Source organism: Sulfitobacter dubius, from assembly GCF_900113435.1.
GTDB classification, from domain to species: Bacteria; Pseudomonadota; Alphaproteobacteria; order Rhodobacterales; family Rhodobacteraceae; genus Sulfitobacter; species Sulfitobacter dubius.
Window position 1 is genome coordinate 33,182 of the sequence record NZ_FOPG01000002.1, and the last position, 14,988, is coordinate 48,169.

A 14,988-nucleotide genomic window follows, 5' to 3' on the forward strand; every position below is an offset into this window, starting at 1 on the left:
ATGGATGCATTCTCTGAAGACTTCCGTGCCGGGCTGCACGACCTGATGCGATGGCGGCGCGACGTGCGCCGCTTTCGCACAGACCCGCTGGACGAGGCACTGGTGCAAACCTGCCTCGACAGCTTTACTCTCGCCCCTTCTGTGGGCCTGTCGGAACCGTGGCGGATCATCCGCGTAACATCCGACACCGCGCGCCAAGCCGCGCTTGAGAATTTCGAAACAGCCAATGCCCGCGCCCTTGCCGGATATGACGGTGACAAGGCCGCACTCTATGCCGGGCTTAAGCTTTCGGGCATGAGCGATGCGCCTGAGCAATTGGCGGTTTACTGTGATGACAGCACCGACAAGGGCAGCGGCCTTGGTGCCGGGACGATGCCTGAGATGCGCCGCTATTCCGTGGTAGGTGCGATCAACTATTTATGGCTCACCGCCCGCGCCCATGGCCTTGGGCTGGGCTGGGTTTCCGTGCTTGACCCTGCGCGGCTGAACCGTGATCTTGCCGTTCCAAAGGACTGGTGGCTGGTGGCCTATCTTTGCATGGGCTGGCCCGAAGACAACAGCCTGACGCCGGAACTGGAAACCAAGGGCTGGGAGACCCGCGCCCCAAGCCTGAAGATCGAGACCCGTTGATGAGAAAACTACTGTTCCTTCTGGCCGTGCTGGTGCTCGGCTTTGTCCTTGGCATCCGCTATGACCGGCAGTTAATGCAGGACGAATGCAAAACCGGTGCCGGGGAATGGACTGGGACGATCTGTGTCAATTCGGAGTTGTTGCAATGAGTGACCAAGACCTGATCTGCGTCGGTGCCATCGCCGGTGCCTACGGCGTGCGCGGCGAAGTCCGCGTGAAAAGCTATTGCGCGGCACCAGAGGATATCGAGACCTACCGCCCGCTTTACACCGAAGACGGCAGCCGGACCTTCAACCTTGCCCTATTGCATCAGGTCAAAAACGGTTTCGCCGCCCGCATTGCCGAAATCACGACGAAAGAAGAGGCCGATGAGAAGCGCGGCCTGTCGCTGTTCGCGGCTCGGGATCAACTGCCAAGCCTGCCGGATGATGAATTCTACCACGCCGATCTGATCGGGCTTGAGGTCTATGATACTGGCGGCACACTGCTGGGGCGGGTGAAGACGGTGCAGAACCACGGGGCGGATGATCTGCTGGAGCTGCAATTGGCGGGCACCTCTGCCACCACCTTCCTGCCCTTCACCAAGGTCGCTGTGCCGACCGTCGATCTTGCCTCGGGCCGGATCGTCGCCGACCCGCCCTTGGGCGTGCTGCCGGATGGCAAGGATGGCTGAGACCGGAGCCGGATGATGCCCCGCCGGATCATCCTGCACCCCGGCTTTCACAAGACCGGGACCAGTTCCCTTCAGGCCATCCTGCGCGCCAACCGCACCGCCTTGAAACCCCATGTCGCGCTGCGCCTGCGCTGGCATATGAAAGACCTGCTGCACGCCACGCGCGGCTATTCCACATGGCGCGATCCGCTCACGCTGTTGAAAGCCGAACATCGGTTCGAGACCCTGCTCGACGGCCTGCCCCAAATGCCGCGCCGCACGCTGATCCTCTCGGCTGAGGAGTTGGCAGGCCACCTGCCGGGCCGGGGCGATCTGGCCGATTACAGCGCCGCACCCGAGTTGCTGGAGATCTTCATCCGCAGCCTGCGCCAGCGTTTTTCCCAAGCCAAGATCATGGTCTACCTCTCCACCCGAGCCCCGGCGGACTGGATCGCCTCGGCCTATTGGGAGCATGTCAAAGCCTCGTCGATGACGCTCGACCTTGCTGACTTTACTGCCCGCTATGCCCCGGCTGCGGACTTGGACGCGATGGTTCAAGAGATCGCCCACCGCCTTCCCTGCCCGGTGCACCATACACGGCTGGAGGATTGCCGCGATCTGCCGCTCGGGCCTGCGGCCCCGCTCCTCGACCTATGTGAGCTACCGCAAGACCTCTTGAAGCAGTTAGCCCTGCCACCGCCCGCAAACCAACGCTTGCCTGCGGATCTTTTGCAGGCTCTGCTTGACGCCAACCGCCAACACGCCGATGACCCCGAGGCGCGCCGCCGCGCCAAGACCGCCCTATTTAAACAGGCAGGAACCGCATGAAACCCACCCGCTCCCATGGTCGCCAAAGCGCACGCCCCAATCTGAAACCTCGTGCCCTGATGCAAGATACGCCCGATTACGCTGATGTCTGGCAGGCGCGGATCGTGACGTTGTTTCCCGACCTCTTTCCCGGTGTGCTGGGCGCCAGCCTGACCGGCAAAGCGTTGCAAGAAGGAAGGTGGCAGCTGCACACCCACGACCTGCGCGATTTTGGCATTGGCAGACACCGCAACGTCGATGACACCCCCGCAGGCGGCGGCGCGGGCATGGTGATGCGCGCTGATGTGGTTGGCCCGGCCTTGGCCCGCGCACAAAGCCATGCGCATGGGCGCTGGCCGATCCTTTATATGTCACCGCGCGGGCGACGGTTCGATCAGGCAATGGCGCGCGATCTGGCCGATTGCGCGGGCGTCACCATGCTCTGCGGGCGGTTTGAGGGCGTGGACGAACGGGTGATCGAGCATTTCGGCATCACCGAGGTGAGCTTGGGCGATTTCGTCATGACGGGCGGCGAATTGGCCGCGCAGGCGATGATTGATGCCACCGTGCGCCTTTTGCCCGGCGTTTTGGGTAATGCCGAGAGTATTGAAGAAGAAAGCCATGCCTCGGGACTGCTGGAACACCCGCAATACACCCGCCCCGCCGAATGGGAGGGGCGCGAGATTCCCCCCGTTCTGATGTCGGGCAACCATGGCGAGATCGCCAAATGGCGGCAGGCGCAGGCCGAAGACCTGACCCGCAGCCGCCGTCCCGACATGTGGGCGGCGCGTGAGAGCAAAGACTAGGCACGCGGAACCCGCCCCCCCGCGATGCGTTGATCCCCCATATTGGAGGGAGAAACCAAATGCTTGAACTTATTCTCATTCTGCTGATCGTCGCGGCCGTCGCGGCACTCTTGGGTTTTGGCCGCGTGTCCGGCGCGGCAATGACCGGGGCGAAGGTGCTGATCGGCATCGTTCTGGTGCTGTTTTTGCTCGTTGTTTTGGGCGTGATCGCGCTGGCCTGAGCTGCTCAGGATCAAGGCGGCACCAACCCCCTTGATCCTGCGACTATTGCCCCCTATACCCCGCTCATCCGGAATCGCTTTGGCGGCTCCGGTGCTTTGCGTTTAGGCGCAAGCGAATAAAGCAATGACGACGATACCTCCGGCGGGGGCCCTGCGATCTTACGATCACGGCGCTGCCTGACAGAACCCGAAGCTCTGGGTCGCGACATAATTTCGTGGAATACCGCGAACATCATAGGAGATAGGTCAGATGAACCTGATCGCAGAGATCGAGGCGGAACAAGTCGCCGAACTGGGGAAAGAGATCCCCGACTTCCGTGCCGGTGATACCATTCGTGTTGGTTTTAAAGTCACCGAAGGCACCCGCACCCGTGTGCAGAACTACGAAGGCGTCTGCATTTCGCGCAAAAATGGCCACGGCATTGCCGGGTCATTCACTGTGCGCAAAATTTCCTTTGGCGAAGGCGTGGAGCGTGTGTTCCCCCTGCATTCGACCAACATCGACAGCATCACCGTTGTTCGCCGTGGCCGCGTGCGTCGCGCCAAGCTGTACTACCTGCGCAGCCGTCGCGGCAAATCCGCACGTATTGTCGAAAACGCTCACTACAAGCCCCGCGCGAACGCATAAAGGACTGGTCGATGAAAACCGATACACATCCCGAATACCACATCATCAACGTCAAGATGACCGACGGCACCGTTGTGGAAATGAAATCGACATGGGGCAAAGAAGGCGACCAGCTGTCGCTCGATATCGACCCTTCCGTGCACCCCGCGTGGACCGGCGGCACTGGCCGCATCATGGACACCGGCGGCCGCGTGTCGAAGTTCAAGAACAAATATGCTGGTCTGGGCTTCTAAACCTTTTCCGTCGTTACGAAAACAAAGGCGCGGCCCCTGCGGGTCGCGCCTTTTGCGTTCTAAAGATCTTGTTGGGATGGGGGCGAGACCGGGCGCTTGGGGCTAAGGTTGTGCACGGTATTTGTGAAAGGATGAATGGAGGGGGGACAGCGTGCGGAATAAAGCAGGCGCGTGTTTGGTTGCGTGGATTACAGGCGGCGTTCTTGCAGGGCGGCTTGGGCGCCAAAACCGTGAAGATGGGACAGCACCGCGCCGTAGGCAATCAGCAGATAGGCCAGAAGTTCAGTTCCTTCTTGGACAGTGGTTTTGACCTGCGGATCATAGGCCGCTCCCATCACTGCTTCCCACAAGGTGCTGGTACCGAAAGTGCGCGAGAAGAACAGCAACAGCACCACGCCAATATAGACAAAGGTGGCAGAACGGGTTTGTAGATGATGCAGCATCGGCAGAAGCGTGGTGCCCCGGTTGCGCCAAGCCACGAAGGTGCCGACCGCCAGCGTCGCAAGCGCGGGATAGAGCCAGAAACCATGCCGGATTCGATCCAGCGCCGCGTCATACTCTCGTAGAAACATGCAGGCAAAGAGGGTTGCCGCCAATGCGAGATAGCCCCGCATCGCAATGTTTTGATAGGCACCCAACACAAAAATGCCCGCGGCGATGGCCAAAAGGGTATTGTGCAGATGCTCGGTAAGGGAGTCTTCGGTGACACCTTCGCCCCATACTGCTGTATCAAGGTAGACAGTGACCGGCACCAGCGCCACCAAAACGCAGACCAGCACCAATTCAGCAAATACCGCGCCCAGCGAGGGCAATACGCCGCGGACGGTGGCAGCTTTGGGGGCACTTGGTTTGCCGGGAGTGTTTTCTACCATTGGGTGCCTCGCCTTAACGCTTGCTTGGGGCCACCCCTGAGGGGCAGCGAAGAGCGGTGGTACACCGCCGGTCCTACCTTGAAAATAGCGTAAATGTACGTGATGTCCAAAAGCGGCAGTGCGGCCACGGTCGGGCGAACTCGCGGCCTCACCACTTTCCAAAGTTGTGAACCCTACATATAGTGCGGTTCAACAATATCCTGCATGAACGGCAGGCGCGAAGGGACAGCAGTATGGCGCATATCATCGTCGTCGGTAACGAAAAGGGCGGCGCAGGCAAATCGACCGTTTCCATGCATGTGGCAACGGCGCTGGCGCGACTTGGGCATAAGGTCAGCGGGTTGGACCTTGACCTGCGGCAACGGACCTTTGGCCGCTATATTGAGAACCGCCGCGATTTCATGCGCGAGTCTGGTCTGACGCTGGCAAGCCCTACTTTGTGTGAGCTACCGGATGTAGAGGCCAGCACCCTACGCCCCGGTGAGAACATGTATGATCACCGTCTAAGCGCCGCCGTGGCGGAACTGGAACCGGACAATGATTTCATCCTGATCGACTGCCCTGGTTCGCACACGCGCCTGAGCCAAGTCGCTCATTCGCTCGCCGATACGCTGATCACCCCGCTAAACGACAGTTTCATTGATTTTGACCTTTTGGCTCATATCGACGCCAATGGGGAAAAGATCACCGGGCCGTCCGTTTATTCCGAAATGGTCTGGAATGCGCGGCAGTTGCGTGCGCAGGCGGGGCTTACCGCCATTGACTGGGTCGTAGTGCGCAACCGTTTGGGTGCGCAGCGCATGGTCAACAAGGAAAAGATGGAGCGGGCGATTGGCAACCTCAGCAAGCGGATCGGATTCCGCACCGCGCCGGGGTTCAATGAGCGTGTGATCTTCCGCGAGCTGTTTCCGCGCGGGTTGACTCTGCTTGACCTCAAAGACATCGGGGTGAAGCAGTTGAACATCTCAAACATCGCCGCGCGGCAAGAACTGCGCGAATTGATCAAGGCGTTGGACCTGCCGGGCGTCACCCCCGACTTTTGAGGTTAGTGATGAGGCAGCGGCGGCACGACACGGCGGCGGCGTGACAGGGCAATGAGGTTCGACAGGAACAGCGCGCCCACGACGATGCCGCCGCCGATCAGCGCGTAGACGCCCGGATCTTCGCCCAGCACCGCCCAGACCAGCAGCGGGGCGAGCACGGATTCCAAAAGCACCAGCAGGCCCACTTCGGCGCTTGAAATATAGCGCGGGCCAAGCGCGATAAGCCCAGCACTGGCCGCCATGAAGATAGCATAGAGCAGCATCTGTGGCAGTTCCTCTACCGGCATCTGCAAAGGTTGTGCCACGGGAAGCAGCGCCAACCCCGCCAGCAGATAGGCCAGCGCAACCGCCGGCACCATGGAGACCGCCCGCGCATGCCGCGCCGCTGTCAGCGCACCCGCAAAGATTGCCGAGATCGCCAATGCCAAGAGATCGCCCGCGCGCGACGCATTTTCGGTCTCGCCTGATCCAAAAGCGATTACTGCCAGCCCGGCGAGCACCGCCGCAATGGTAAAGAACATGCGGCGGGTGATCGGCTCCCCCAAAAAGACCCTACTGTAGATCGCGGCAAAGACTGGGAGGGAGGCAAGGATAAACACCACATTCGCCACCGACGTCAGCCGCACCGCCAGCACGAACCCCACGCCTGCGCATGCGACACCGCCAACATAGATCGCACTGGCCCATCCGGCGCGCCGCAAAGCGCGGAAGGGGGCGGCGCCCTGCGCCAACAACAGCCCCGTGCCAATTGCCAACCCCACCAATGTGACTTTCCAAAAAGCCAGCGTCAGCATCGGCGCATCGATGACCCGCACGAAAAGCGCTTCGGGAACGATGCACATCACCCCGAGAAAGGTGAGCAGGAGGCCTTTGGTTTGATCGGTCATGCGCCATCGGTGGCGTTTTCCGCCGCCTAAGTAAAGCCCCCCGGACCTGCCTCTGATAGTTTGAGCAGCGCCCGCCGCAGCACCTCGGCCTCGGCGGGATCAAGTGCATCCATCAATGCCGCATCATAGCGCCGCGCCACTGCGCGCAGATCGTCATAAGCGGCTTGGCCCTGCCGGGTCAGCGACAGATATTCAACCCGGCGGTCATCCTCATTGCGGGTGCGGTCAACGAAGCGGCGCTCATTCAAACGGTGCACGGCGCGGCTGATCTTGGTTTTATGCATCCGTGCACGCTGGCCGATGTCGCTCGCCGTGAGACGCCCATAGAGCCCAAGATGAAACAGCACCCGCCACTCTGTACGCAGCATGCCGTAGCGATCCTTATAGATCTGCTGAAACTCCAGAGAGGACGCCTCTGCCGCTTGGTTTAGAAGATAGGGCAGGAATTGCTGCAATTGAAATTCGTCAGTTTTCATATCACGCCGCTTGTTAGTTACAAATACAACTATTACAGTTGCAACAGATTCCGCAAGGGGGTGCAGATGACCAACAATTCAAAGCCATCGACGATGACAACCGCGGCCACCACCTCGGGTACGCATCCGGGCTACATGCCCGGTTTCGGAAATGATTTTGAGACAGAGGCCCTGCCCGGCGCACTGCCGCAGGGCATGAACTCCCCGCAGAAATGCAACTACGGGCTTTATGGAGAGCAGCTTTCCGGCACCGCCTTTACCGCACCGTCCCATCAGAACGAGCGTACGTGGTGCTACCGCATCCGTCCTTCCGTCAAACATTCCTCGCGCTACACGCGGATCGACCTGCCCTATTGGAAATCTGCCCCGCATCAGCCGCAGGATGTCACCAGCCTTGGCCAATACCGCTGGGATCCGGTGCCGCATTCCGACGCGCCGCTGACTTGGCTTACCGGCATGCGGACCATGACCACGGCGGGGGATGTGAACACGCAGATCGGCATGGCGAGCCATATCTATCTGGTCACCGACAGTATGGTGGACAGCTATTTCTACTCCGCCGACAGCGAGTTGCTGATCGTCCCGCAGGAAGGCACGCTGCGCTTTTGCACCGAGTTGGGCGTGATGGACATCGCCCCGCAGGAGATCGCCATCATCCCCCGCGGGCTGGTCTACCGTGTCGAAGTGCTTGATGGTCCGGCGCGGGGGTTTGTGTGTGAGAACTATGGCCAGAAGTTCCACCTGCCCGGCCGCGGCCCGATTGGCGCCAACTGCATGGCGAACCCACGTGATTTCAAAACCCCCGTGGCGGCGTTTGAAGACCGCGAGGCGCCCTCGACCGTGACGATCAAATGGTGCGGTCAGTTCCATGAAACCAAGATCGGGCATTCGCCGCTCGACGTGGTGGCTTGGCACGGCAACTACGCCCCGGTGAAATACGACCTGAACACCTATTGCCCGGTGGGCGCGGTGCTGTTTGACCATCCCGACCCGTCGATCTTTACCGTGCTCACCGCGCCCTCGGGCGTCGAAGGCACCGCCAACATCGACTTCGTGCTGTTCCGCGACCGTTGGATGGTGGCCGAAGATACCTTCCGCCCGCCGTGGTATCACAAGAACATCATGTCCGAACTGATGGGCAACATTCACGGCCAGTATGACGCCAAGCCCAAGGGATTCATCCCCGGCGGGATGTCCCTGCACAACATGATGCTGCCGCATGGGCCGGACCGGAATGCCTTTGAGGGCGCGTCGAACGCTGACTTGCAGCCCCATAAGCTCGACAACACAATGTCCTTCATGTTCGAGACCCGCTTCCCGCAGCATCTGACCGAATTCGCCGCCAAAGAAGCGCCCCTGCAGGATGACTACATCGACTGCTGGGAGAGCCTTGAGAAGAAATTCGACGGCACACCGGGCAAGAAGTGACCCGCCTGCCCCCTGAAAGGACCGACATGACCCTGATGAACTCTTGGGTGGAAAGCGCCAACAGCGCTGATACCGATTTCCCCCTCAACAACCTGCCTTATGGCGTTTTCACGACCAATCGGCTGGAAGCGCGCTGTGGAGTGGCGATTGGCGATCAGATCCTCGACATGGCCGCTTTGGAGGAGGAGGGGCTGATCACCCTCACCGAAGAGCCGGTGTTCGATGTGCCCTATTGGAACGATGTGATGGACCTTGGCCCTGCGGCATGGGCGTCGTTGCGTGCGCGGCTGGTGGAGCTGCTCAGCGCCGATGCCCCGGATCAGGCCGCAGTCGCGCCGTATCTGGTGCCGATGGACGAAGCGCGGCTGCTCATGCCGATGATGGTCTCGGAATACACGGATTTCTACGCTGGCAAGCATCACGCGACCAATGTCGGCACGATGTTTCGCGGGGCCGAGAATGCCCTGCCCCCGAACTGGCTGCACATTCCCATTGGCTACAATGGCCGCGCTTCTACCGTCGTCGTTTCGGGGACCGAGATCACCCGCCCCAATGGCCAGCTAAAAGCCCCAGACGCCGATGCGCCGCATTTTGGCCCCTGCCAGCGGCTGGATATCGAGCTTGAGATGGGCGCGATCGTCGGCACTTCGACCGAGATGGGCCAGCCCATCACCATCGACCAAGCAGATGAGATGATCTTTGGCTATGTGCTGCTCAACGACTGGTCGGCGCGGGACATTCAGGCGTGGGAATACCAACCGCTCGGCCCGTTTCAGGCGAAAGCCTTCGCCACCTCGATCTCTCCTTGGATCGTGACCCGCGACGCGCTTGAGCCGTTCCGCACCTCGACACCTGAGCGCGAGAAGGACCTCCTGCTCTACCTGCGCGAAACCAAACCCGGCCTCTATGACATTGACCTGTCGGTGCTGCTCCAGCCCGAGGGCGGCGAGGCCGAGGAGATTGCGCGGACGAACTACCGCGAGATGTATTATTCCGCCGCCCAGCAGTTGACGCATCACGCCTCTTCGGGCTGCGCGATGAACGCGGGCGATCTGCTCGGGTCCGGCACCATCTCCGGCCCTGAGAAATCGCAACGCGGGTCGCTGCTGGAACTGTCATGGGGCGGCAAGGAGCCGATCACCCTCGCAAACGGCAGCCGCCGCAGCTTTGTCGAAGACGGCGACACGCTGACCCTTACCGGCCACGCGCAGGGCGACGGCTTTCGCGTGGGATTCGGCAGATGCACCGGCAAAATCCGCCCGGCAATCGACTTTTCCTGAACACCCAAACGCGCCCTGCACCGCAGACAAACCAAGACAGAAGGACATCACATGGCCAAGCAATTCGCATCCCAAGGCGACATGACCGAAAAGGAAATCTCCTTCACCGAGGTGGGCGAGGGACTTTACGCCTTCACCGCCGAGGGCGATCCAAACTCTGGCGTCATCATCGGCGACGACAGCGTGATGATCATCGAAGCACAGGCCACCCCGCGTCTGGCGAATAAGGTCATCGAATGCGTCCGCTCGGTCACCGACAAACCGATCAGCCATGTGGTACTGACCCACTACCACGCCGTGCGCGTGCTCGGGGCCTCGGCCTTTGGCGCGCAGCAAATCATCATGTCCGAGAAAGCCCGCGCCATGGTTGCTGAACGCGGCCAAGAAGATTGGGACAGCGAATTTGAACGCTTCCCGCGTCTGTTTGAAGGCCATGAAAGCATCCCCGGCCTGACCTACCCCACCACCACCTTCAACGGCCGCATGAGCGTCTATCTCGGCAAGCGCCGGATCGACATTATGCAACTGGGCCGCGCCCATACGGCGGGGGATGCGGTGATCTATGTGCCCGATCAGAACGTCATGTTCACCGGCGACATCGTCGAATACCACTCCGCCTGCTACTGCGGCGACGGGCATTTCCACGACTGGCCCGGCACGCTGGAACGCATCCGCGCCTTTGACCTCGACGCCATCGCGCCGGGTCGCGGCGACGCGCTGGTGGGCCGCGAGATGGTTAATGCCGCAATCGACAGCACTGCAGACTTCGTGCGCTCAACCTACCGTCCGGCGGCCCGCGTGGCCCTGCGCGGCGGCACGTTGAAAGAGGCATGGGACGCCGTGCGCGCCGAATGCGACCCCAAGTTCGGCGACTATGCGATCTATGAGCACTGCCTGCCCTTCAACGTCGCCCGCGCCTATGACGAGGCGCTGGACATCGACACGCCGCGCATTTGGACGGCGGCGCGCGACAAAGAGATGTGGGAGGCGCTGTCGGACTGATGCCGCTGCCCGCGCTTCTTACTGCCCTGATCATACTGGCGCTGGCGCTCTGGTTCTATCTGGTCTTTGCACTGGTGATGGATCACCGCCGCCAAGCTGCGCGCCGGAGCGGGCAGCCCTACGCCGGGCTGCGCGATACGGCACAGGTTTGGTCAAAGATGCTGCGCGCGCCAGAGCACCGCAAGTCGCGCCGACGGGTGACGCTGACGACGCTGGCCTTGCTTGTCCTGCTGCTTTTGCGCGCTCTTGTCTGAGGAAACCGCCATGGCCTATGCCTACACCCCCTTTCCCTACAGCCCCCCGCCCGGCCTCACCGCGCCCGAGCCACGGCACCCGGTGGTGATTGTCGGCGCCGGCCCCATCGGGCTGTCGATGGCCGTGGACTTGGCCCTGCGCGGGGTCAAATCGGTCGTGCTGGATGACAACAATGTCGTCTCGCTCGGCTCTCGCGCGATCTGCTGGGCGAAACGAACGCTTGAGATTTTCGACCGCCTTGGCATCGGTGAGAGGATGCTGGAAAAAGGCGTGACATGGAAAGTGGGCCGCCAGTTTCACGGCGAGAGGGAGGTCTATAACTTCGATCTGCTGCCCGAGCCGGGGCATAAATACCCGGCCTTCGTGAACCTCCAGCAATACTATGTCGAAGAGTACCTTGTTGAACGCGCACAAGATTTCCCCAATCTGATCGACCTGCGTTTTCTCAACAAGGTGACCGATCACAAGGGCCATACCGACCATGTTGAGTTGACGGTCGAGACGCCGGATGGCCCCTACCAGCTTGAGACCGACTGGTACATCGCCTGCGATGGCGCGGGGTCCGCCACCCGCAAACGCATGAACCTGCCTTTCGAAGGCCAAACCTTCGACGAACATTTCCTGATCGCAGACGTAGAGATGGAAACCTCCCCCTTCGGCGACCATGACACGCCCGAGCGTTGGTTCTGGTTCGCCCCGCCCTTTCACAACGGCCAATCCGCGTTGCTGCACAAACAGCCTGACAATATCTACCGCATCGACCTGCAACTTGGGTCAGAAACCGACCCGAAGGCCGAGGCGACCGAAGAAAAGGTTGTACCGCGCTTGAACCAAATGCTGGGCGATGCGCCGTTCCGGCTGGATTGGATGAGCGTCTATAAGTTCCGCTGCGCGCGGCTGGAGAGGTTCGTGCATGATCGCGTCGTCTTTGTCGGCGACAGCGCCCATGTGGTCAGCCCCTTCGGGGCGCGGGGCGGCAATGGCGGGGTGCAGGACGTCGACAACCTTGGCTGGAAACTGGCGGCTGTGGTGCAGGGCGAAGCGCCGCCAAGCCTGATCGAGAGCTATGACATCGAACGCGGACATGGCGCGGATGAGAACATGCGCAACTCCGCCCGCGCGACCAATTTCATGACGCCGAAATCTCCCATCGAAACCCTGTTTCGCAATGAGGTGCTGACCCTCGCCGCGCGTCATCCTTTCGCCCGCAAACTGATTAACTCAGGCCGGTTGTCACAACCCTGCACGCTGGCCCGTAGCCCGCTGCAAACCGCAGGCGACGCCCCCCTGCACCCCGGCAGCGCGTTGATCGACGCGCCGCTGACCGGGCCCGCGGGGGATCGCTGGCTGCTGGGCGAAGTTCAGGGCCAGTTCACCCTGCTCGCCGTGGGCGAGATCACCGCCCCCGACCTCCCCGGCCTTGCCCGGATCGGTATCGATCAATCGCAGGAGGCCTATCCCTGTTTTCAGGGCAAGGATGGCCACGTGCAGCAGCGCTATGGCAGCGGGTTCCTTTATCTGCTCCGCCCCGATGGCCATGTCTGCGCCGTCTTCGACCGGCCCGACAGCGCCCCGATTGCCCGCGCCTTTGACCGTGCGAAAGGAGCCACCGCATGATCCTTGAAGACAACCTCGGCGCCGAGGGCGACAGCGTCTATGCCGCCCTCATGGCCGCCCACGAAGGGCTGAGCGAGGCCGAAAGCCACGCCCTCAACGCCCGATTGGTTCTGATGCTGGCCAATGAACTCGGCGACACGGCGCGGCTTGCGGCGCTTTTCAAAGCTGCGCGCGATCTAGCCTAACCCGCCAGCCTCACCGCGCTTTTCCTCCATGCCCGCGCTTGCCGGGCCGTTTTCCTGCGCTAGCTTGCTGCTCAACTTCCCGCGACAGGCTTGACGCAACGCGCCTGATCGGCAGACTAAACACCCCGCGCCCACCTCAAGAGGCGTTGAAAGCAGGTCAACTGCATCACCTGCCCCACCGTGAAAAGTGGGGATTCGCGATGGCCCGGCCAGCGCACCAACAGAGAGGAAAATCATGGAATTTTTGACACGCACCGGAAAACCGCTGCCGCAATCCGTGCTGAAATCAGCCGAGAACGCCAAGAAAGACCCCGTCAGCAGACGCGAGTTTCTGGCGATTGCGAGCGCATTCGGGGCCACGTCCGCCACAGCCTACGGGATGCTCGGCATGGCCGCGCCCGCGCGTGCGGCGGCCCATGCCAACCTCAAGGAAGGCGGCACCGTGCGGATGCAGATGGAGGTGCGTGCCCTGAAAGACCCGCGCACCTATGACTGGTCGCAAATCGCCAACTTCAGCCGCGGCTGGCTGGAATACCTCGCCATCTGGGAGAATGACGGCACCTTCACTCCGGGTCTGCTGGAAAGCTGGGAGATCAACGACGATGCCACCGAATACACGCTGAACGTCCGCAAGGGCGTGACATGGAACGATGGCACCGCCTTCACCGCGCAGGACGTGGCGCGCAACATCGAAGGCTGGTGCGACAAGTCGCTCGAAGGCAACTCCATGGCGGGCCGTTTCGCCACGCTGGTGGACGAAGAAGCCGGCAAGGCCATCGAGGGCGCGATCGAGGTGGTCGACGATCACACCGTTAAGCTGAAGCTGCCCAAATCCGACATCACGCTGATCCCCGGCATGGCCGACTACCCGGCCGCGATCACACCCGAAGGGTTCGACCCCGACACCATGTTGGACAACCCCAAGGGTACCGGCCCCTACCTGCCGGAATCGCTGGAAGTCGGCGTGAAAAGCGTTCTAGTGAAGAACCCAGACCACACATGGTGGGGCACTGAAATCTTCGGTGGACCCTACATCGACCGTCTGGAATATATCGACTACGGCACCGACCCTTCCGCATGGATCGCCGCCGCCGAGGCCGAAGAGGTCGACGCTTTCTACTCCATGGAAGGCGAATACATCGACGTGATGAGCACGCTCGACGGTTGGGTCGAGAACGAGATCGCCACCGCGGCGACCATCGTGATCCGCCCTAACCAATTGGCCGAAATCGACGGCATGAAGCCTTACGAAGACAAGCGCGTGCGCAACGCGCTGCAACTGGCGGTCGACAACGCCGTGCTGTTGGAACTGGGCTATGCCGGTCGCGGGATCGTGGCCGAAAACCACCATGTCGGCCCGATGCACCCCGAATATGCAGAGGTCGAACCGCCCAAGACCGACCCCGAAGCCGCCCGCGCGCTGATGGAAGAAGCCGGCATGGCGGATTACGAGCATGAGCTCTTCTCGATCGACGATGCGTGGCGCAAGGACACGACCGATGCCGTGGCCGCGCAGCTGCGCGATGCGGGTATCAAGGTCAAACGCACCATTCTGCCCGGCTCGACCTTCTGGAACGACTGGGTGAAATACCCCTTCTCCTCCACCAACTGGAACGCGCGGCCTCTGGGCGTGCAGATCTGGGCGCTGGCCTACCGCTCGGGCGAGGCGTGGAACGAGTTTGGCTATGCCAACCCTGAGTTCGACGCACTGCTCTCCGAGGCGCTGGCCACGGCGGATGTCGACGCACGGCGCGAGATCATGGCGAAGGGTGAGAAGATGTTGCAAGACGATGGCGTCACGATCCAGCCCTACTGGCGCTCGCTCTACAACCACACCCGCGAGGGGTTGGTGGGTGCCGCGCACCACATCGGGTTTGAATACCACCCGGCGCGGATGGCTTGGGCAGAAGAGTGATCTGCCACTAGGTAGAAACGCGAAAGGGCCGCGTCGCTGCGGCCCTTTTTC

General features: G+C 61.5%; 19 protein-coding genes. 16 read left to right on the top strand and 3 right to left on the bottom strand.

The window, feature by feature from the left end; all coding sequences use genetic code 11:
- From bluB to rpmE, 8 genes are all read left to right on the top strand, one after another.
- Complete coding sequence (gene bluB / locus BM229_RS08820) at positions 1-630, top strand: 5,6-dimethylbenzimidazole synthase (RefSeq protein ID WP_093927308.1); 630 nt, start codon at positions 1-3, stop codon at positions 628-630.
- On the top strand, positions 630-779 hold the full coding sequence (locus BM229_RS18225; protein WP_007118058.1) for a hypothetical protein: 150 nt from the start codon (positions 630-632) through the stop codon (positions 777-779). Before bluB ends, BM229_RS18225 begins: the two co-directional genes overlap by 1 nt.
- Positions 776-1,303: a ribosome maturation factor RimM gene (gene rimM / locus BM229_RS08825; protein ID WP_093927309.1), complete on the top strand. Its 528-nt coding sequence runs from the start codon at positions 776-778 to the stop codon at positions 1,301-1,303. The genes BM229_RS18225 and rimM overlap by 4 nt, the downstream gene beginning before the upstream one ends.
- Before the next feature lie 15 nt (positions 1,304-1,318).
- The gene (locus tag BM229_RS08830) at positions 1,319-2,110 is read left to right on the top strand and encodes a hypothetical protein (RefSeq protein ID WP_093927933.1); all 792 of its coding nucleotides are present in this window, start codon (positions 1,319-1,321) and stop codon (positions 2,108-2,110) included.
- Positions 2,107-2,895, top strand: a complete 789-nt coding sequence (trmD, locus tag BM229_RS08835) for a tRNA (guanosine(37)-N1)-methyltransferase TrmD (RefSeq protein ID WP_093927310.1) — start codon at positions 2,107-2,109, stop codon at positions 2,893-2,895. The genes BM229_RS08830 and trmD overlap by 4 nt, the downstream gene beginning before the upstream one ends.
- 59 nt (positions 2,896-2,954) lie before the next feature.
- Positions 2,955-3,116, top strand: a complete 162-nt coding sequence (locus BM229_RS08840; RefSeq protein WP_082849512.1) for a DUF1328 family protein — start codon at positions 2,955-2,957, stop codon at positions 3,114-3,116.
- A gap of 250 nt (positions 3,117-3,366) precedes the next feature.
- Positions 3,367-3,744: a 50S ribosomal protein L19 gene (gene rplS / locus BM229_RS08845; RefSeq protein ID WP_093927311.1), complete on the top strand. Its 378-nt coding sequence runs from the start codon at positions 3,367-3,369 to the stop codon at positions 3,742-3,744.
- Between the two features lie 11 nt (positions 3,745-3,755).
- The gene (gene rpmE, locus BM229_RS08850) at positions 3,756-3,977 is read left to right on the top strand and encodes a 50S ribosomal protein L31 (protein ID WP_067262252.1); all 222 of its coding nucleotides are present in this window, start codon (positions 3,756-3,758) and stop codon (positions 3,975-3,977) included.
- Between the two features lie 188 nt (positions 3,978-4,165).
- On the opposite strand, the gene BM229_RS08855 is transcribed toward rpmE, so the two are convergent.
- Positions 4,166-4,849: a hypothetical protein gene (locus BM229_RS08855; protein ID WP_093927312.1), complete on the bottom strand. Its 684-nt coding sequence runs from the start codon at positions 4,847-4,849 to the stop codon at positions 4,166-4,168.
- 233 nt (positions 4,850-5,082) lie between these two features.
- Here BM229_RS08855 and BM229_RS08860 point away from each other — a divergent pair, with 233 nt between their 5' ends.
- Entirely contained in the window at positions 5,083-5,892 is an 810-nt protein-coding gene (locus tag BM229_RS08860) for a division plane positioning ATPase MipZ (RefSeq protein ID WP_093927313.1), read from the top strand.
- Positions 5,893-5,894: 2 nt separating this feature from the next.
- On the opposite strand, the gene BM229_RS08865 is transcribed toward BM229_RS08860, so the two are convergent.
- Together BM229_RS08865 and BM229_RS08870 are read right to left on the bottom strand one after the other, a co-directional pair.
- Positions 5,895-6,779, bottom strand: coding sequence for a DMT family transporter (locus tag BM229_RS08865; RefSeq protein WP_093927314.1), 885 nt, complete (start codon positions 6,777-6,779; stop codon positions 5,895-5,897).
- Between the two features lie 26 nt (positions 6,780-6,805).
- Positions 6,806-7,255: a MarR family winged helix-turn-helix transcriptional regulator gene (locus BM229_RS08870; protein WP_093927315.1), complete on the bottom strand. Its 450-nt coding sequence runs from the start codon at positions 7,253-7,255 to the stop codon at positions 6,806-6,808.
- A 66-nt stretch (positions 7,256-7,321) separates the two neighbouring features.
- On the opposite strand from BM229_RS08870, the gene hmgA reads away from it, so the two are divergent.
- The 7 genes from hmgA (at position 7,322) to BM229_RS08905 (ending at position 14,937) form a co-directional block, all read left to right on the top strand.
- A complete protein-coding gene (gene hmgA / locus BM229_RS08875) occupies positions 7,322-8,683 on the top strand; it encodes a homogentisate 1,2-dioxygenase (protein ID WP_093927316.1) in 1,362 nt (453 codons plus the stop codon).
- A gap of 26 nt (positions 8,684-8,709) precedes the next feature.
- A complete protein-coding gene (fahA, locus tag BM229_RS08880) occupies positions 8,710-9,963 on the top strand; it encodes a fumarylacetoacetase (protein ID WP_093927317.1) in 1,254 nt (417 codons plus the stop codon).
- Positions 9,964-10,014: 51 nt separating this feature from the next.
- Positions 10,015-10,965, top strand: a complete 951-nt coding sequence (locus tag BM229_RS08885) for an MBL fold metallo-hydrolase (RefSeq protein WP_093927318.1) — start codon at positions 10,015-10,017, stop codon at positions 10,963-10,965.
- Complete coding sequence (locus BM229_RS08890) at positions 10,965-11,219, top strand: hypothetical protein (protein ID WP_093927319.1); 255 nt, start codon at positions 10,965-10,967, stop codon at positions 11,217-11,219. Before BM229_RS08885 ends, BM229_RS08890 begins: the two co-directional genes overlap by 1 nt.
- Positions 11,220-11,229: 10 nt before the next feature.
- Positions 11,230-12,837, top strand: coding sequence for an FAD-dependent oxidoreductase (locus tag BM229_RS08895; protein ID WP_093927320.1), 1,608 nt, complete (start codon positions 11,230-11,232; stop codon positions 12,835-12,837).
- Positions 12,834-13,022: a DUF2783 domain-containing protein gene (locus tag BM229_RS08900; protein WP_093927321.1), complete on the top strand. Its 189-nt coding sequence runs from the start codon at positions 12,834-12,836 to the stop codon at positions 13,020-13,022. Before BM229_RS08895 ends, BM229_RS08900 begins: the two co-directional genes overlap by 4 nt.
- Positions 13,023-13,257: 235 nt before the next feature.
- Positions 13,258-14,937, top strand: a complete 1,680-nt coding sequence (locus BM229_RS08905; RefSeq protein WP_093927322.1) for an ABC transporter substrate-binding protein — start codon at positions 13,258-13,260, stop codon at positions 14,935-14,937.
- The last annotated feature ends 51 nt before the right edge of the window (positions 14,938-14,988 follow it).

Bases quoted from the DNA above. Each gene is read 5' to 3' on its own strand.
- BM229_RS08900 (WP_093927321.1), top strand. From the start codon at position 12,834: ATGATCCTTGAAGACAACCTCGGCGCCGAGGGCGACAGCGTCTATGCC.
- BM229_RS08855 (WP_093927312.1), bottom strand. From the start codon at position 4,849: ATGGTAGAAAACACTCCCGGCAAACCAAGTGCCCCCAAAGCTGCCACC.
- BM229_RS08885 (WP_093927318.1), top strand. From the start codon at position 10,015: ATGGCCAAGCAATTCGCATCCCAAGGCGACATGACCGAAAAGGAAATC.
- fahA (WP_093927317.1), top strand. From the start codon at position 8,710: ATGACCCTGATGAACTCTTGGGTGGAAAGCGCCAACAGCGCTGATACC.
- BM229_RS08905 (WP_093927322.1), top strand. From the start codon at position 13,258: ATGGAATTTTTGACACGCACCGGAAAACCGCTGCCGCAATCCGTGCTG.
- rplS (WP_093927311.1), top strand. From the start codon at position 3,367: ATGAACCTGATCGCAGAGATCGAGGCGGAACAAGTCGCCGAACTGGGG.
- BM229_RS08830 (WP_093927933.1), top strand. From the start codon at position 1,319: ATGCCCCGCCGGATCATCCTGCACCCCGGCTTTCACAAGACCGGGACC.
- hmgA (WP_093927316.1), top strand. From the start codon at position 7,322: ATGACCAACAATTCAAAGCCATCGACGATGACAACCGCGGCCACCACC.
- BM229_RS08870 (WP_093927315.1), bottom strand. From the start codon at position 7,255: ATGAAAACTGACGAATTTCAATTGCAGCAATTCCTGCCCTATCTTCTA.
- BM229_RS08895 (WP_093927320.1), top strand. From the start codon at position 11,230: ATGGCCTATGCCTACACCCCCTTTCCCTACAGCCCCCCGCCCGGCCTC.
- BM229_RS08840 (WP_082849512.1), top strand. From the start codon at position 2,955: ATGCTTGAACTTATTCTCATTCTGCTGATCGTCGCGGCCGTCGCGGCA.
- BM229_RS08860 (WP_093927313.1), top strand. From the start codon at position 5,083: ATGGCGCATATCATCGTCGTCGGTAACGAAAAGGGCGGCGCAGGCAAA.
- trmD (WP_093927310.1), top strand. From the start codon at position 2,107: ATGAAACCCACCCGCTCCCATGGTCGCCAAAGCGCACGCCCCAATCTG.
- BM229_RS08865 (WP_093927314.1), bottom strand. From the start codon at position 6,779: ATGACCGATCAAACCAAAGGCCTCCTGCTCACCTTTCTCGGGGTGATG.
- BM229_RS08890 (WP_093927319.1), top strand. From the start codon at position 10,965: ATGCCGCTGCCCGCGCTTCTTACTGCCCTGATCATACTGGCGCTGGCG.
- BM229_RS18225 (WP_007118058.1), top strand. From the start codon at position 630: ATGAGAAAACTACTGTTCCTTCTGGCCGTGCTGGTGCTCGGCTTTGTC.
- rpmE (WP_067262252.1), top strand. From the start codon at position 3,756: ATGAAAACCGATACACATCCCGAATACCACATCATCAACGTCAAGATG.
- rimM (WP_093927309.1), top strand. From the start codon at position 776: ATGAGTGACCAAGACCTGATCTGCGTCGGTGCCATCGCCGGTGCCTAC.
- bluB (WP_093927308.1), top strand. From the start codon at position 1: ATGGATGCATTCTCTGAAGACTTCCGTGCCGGGCTGCACGACCTGATG.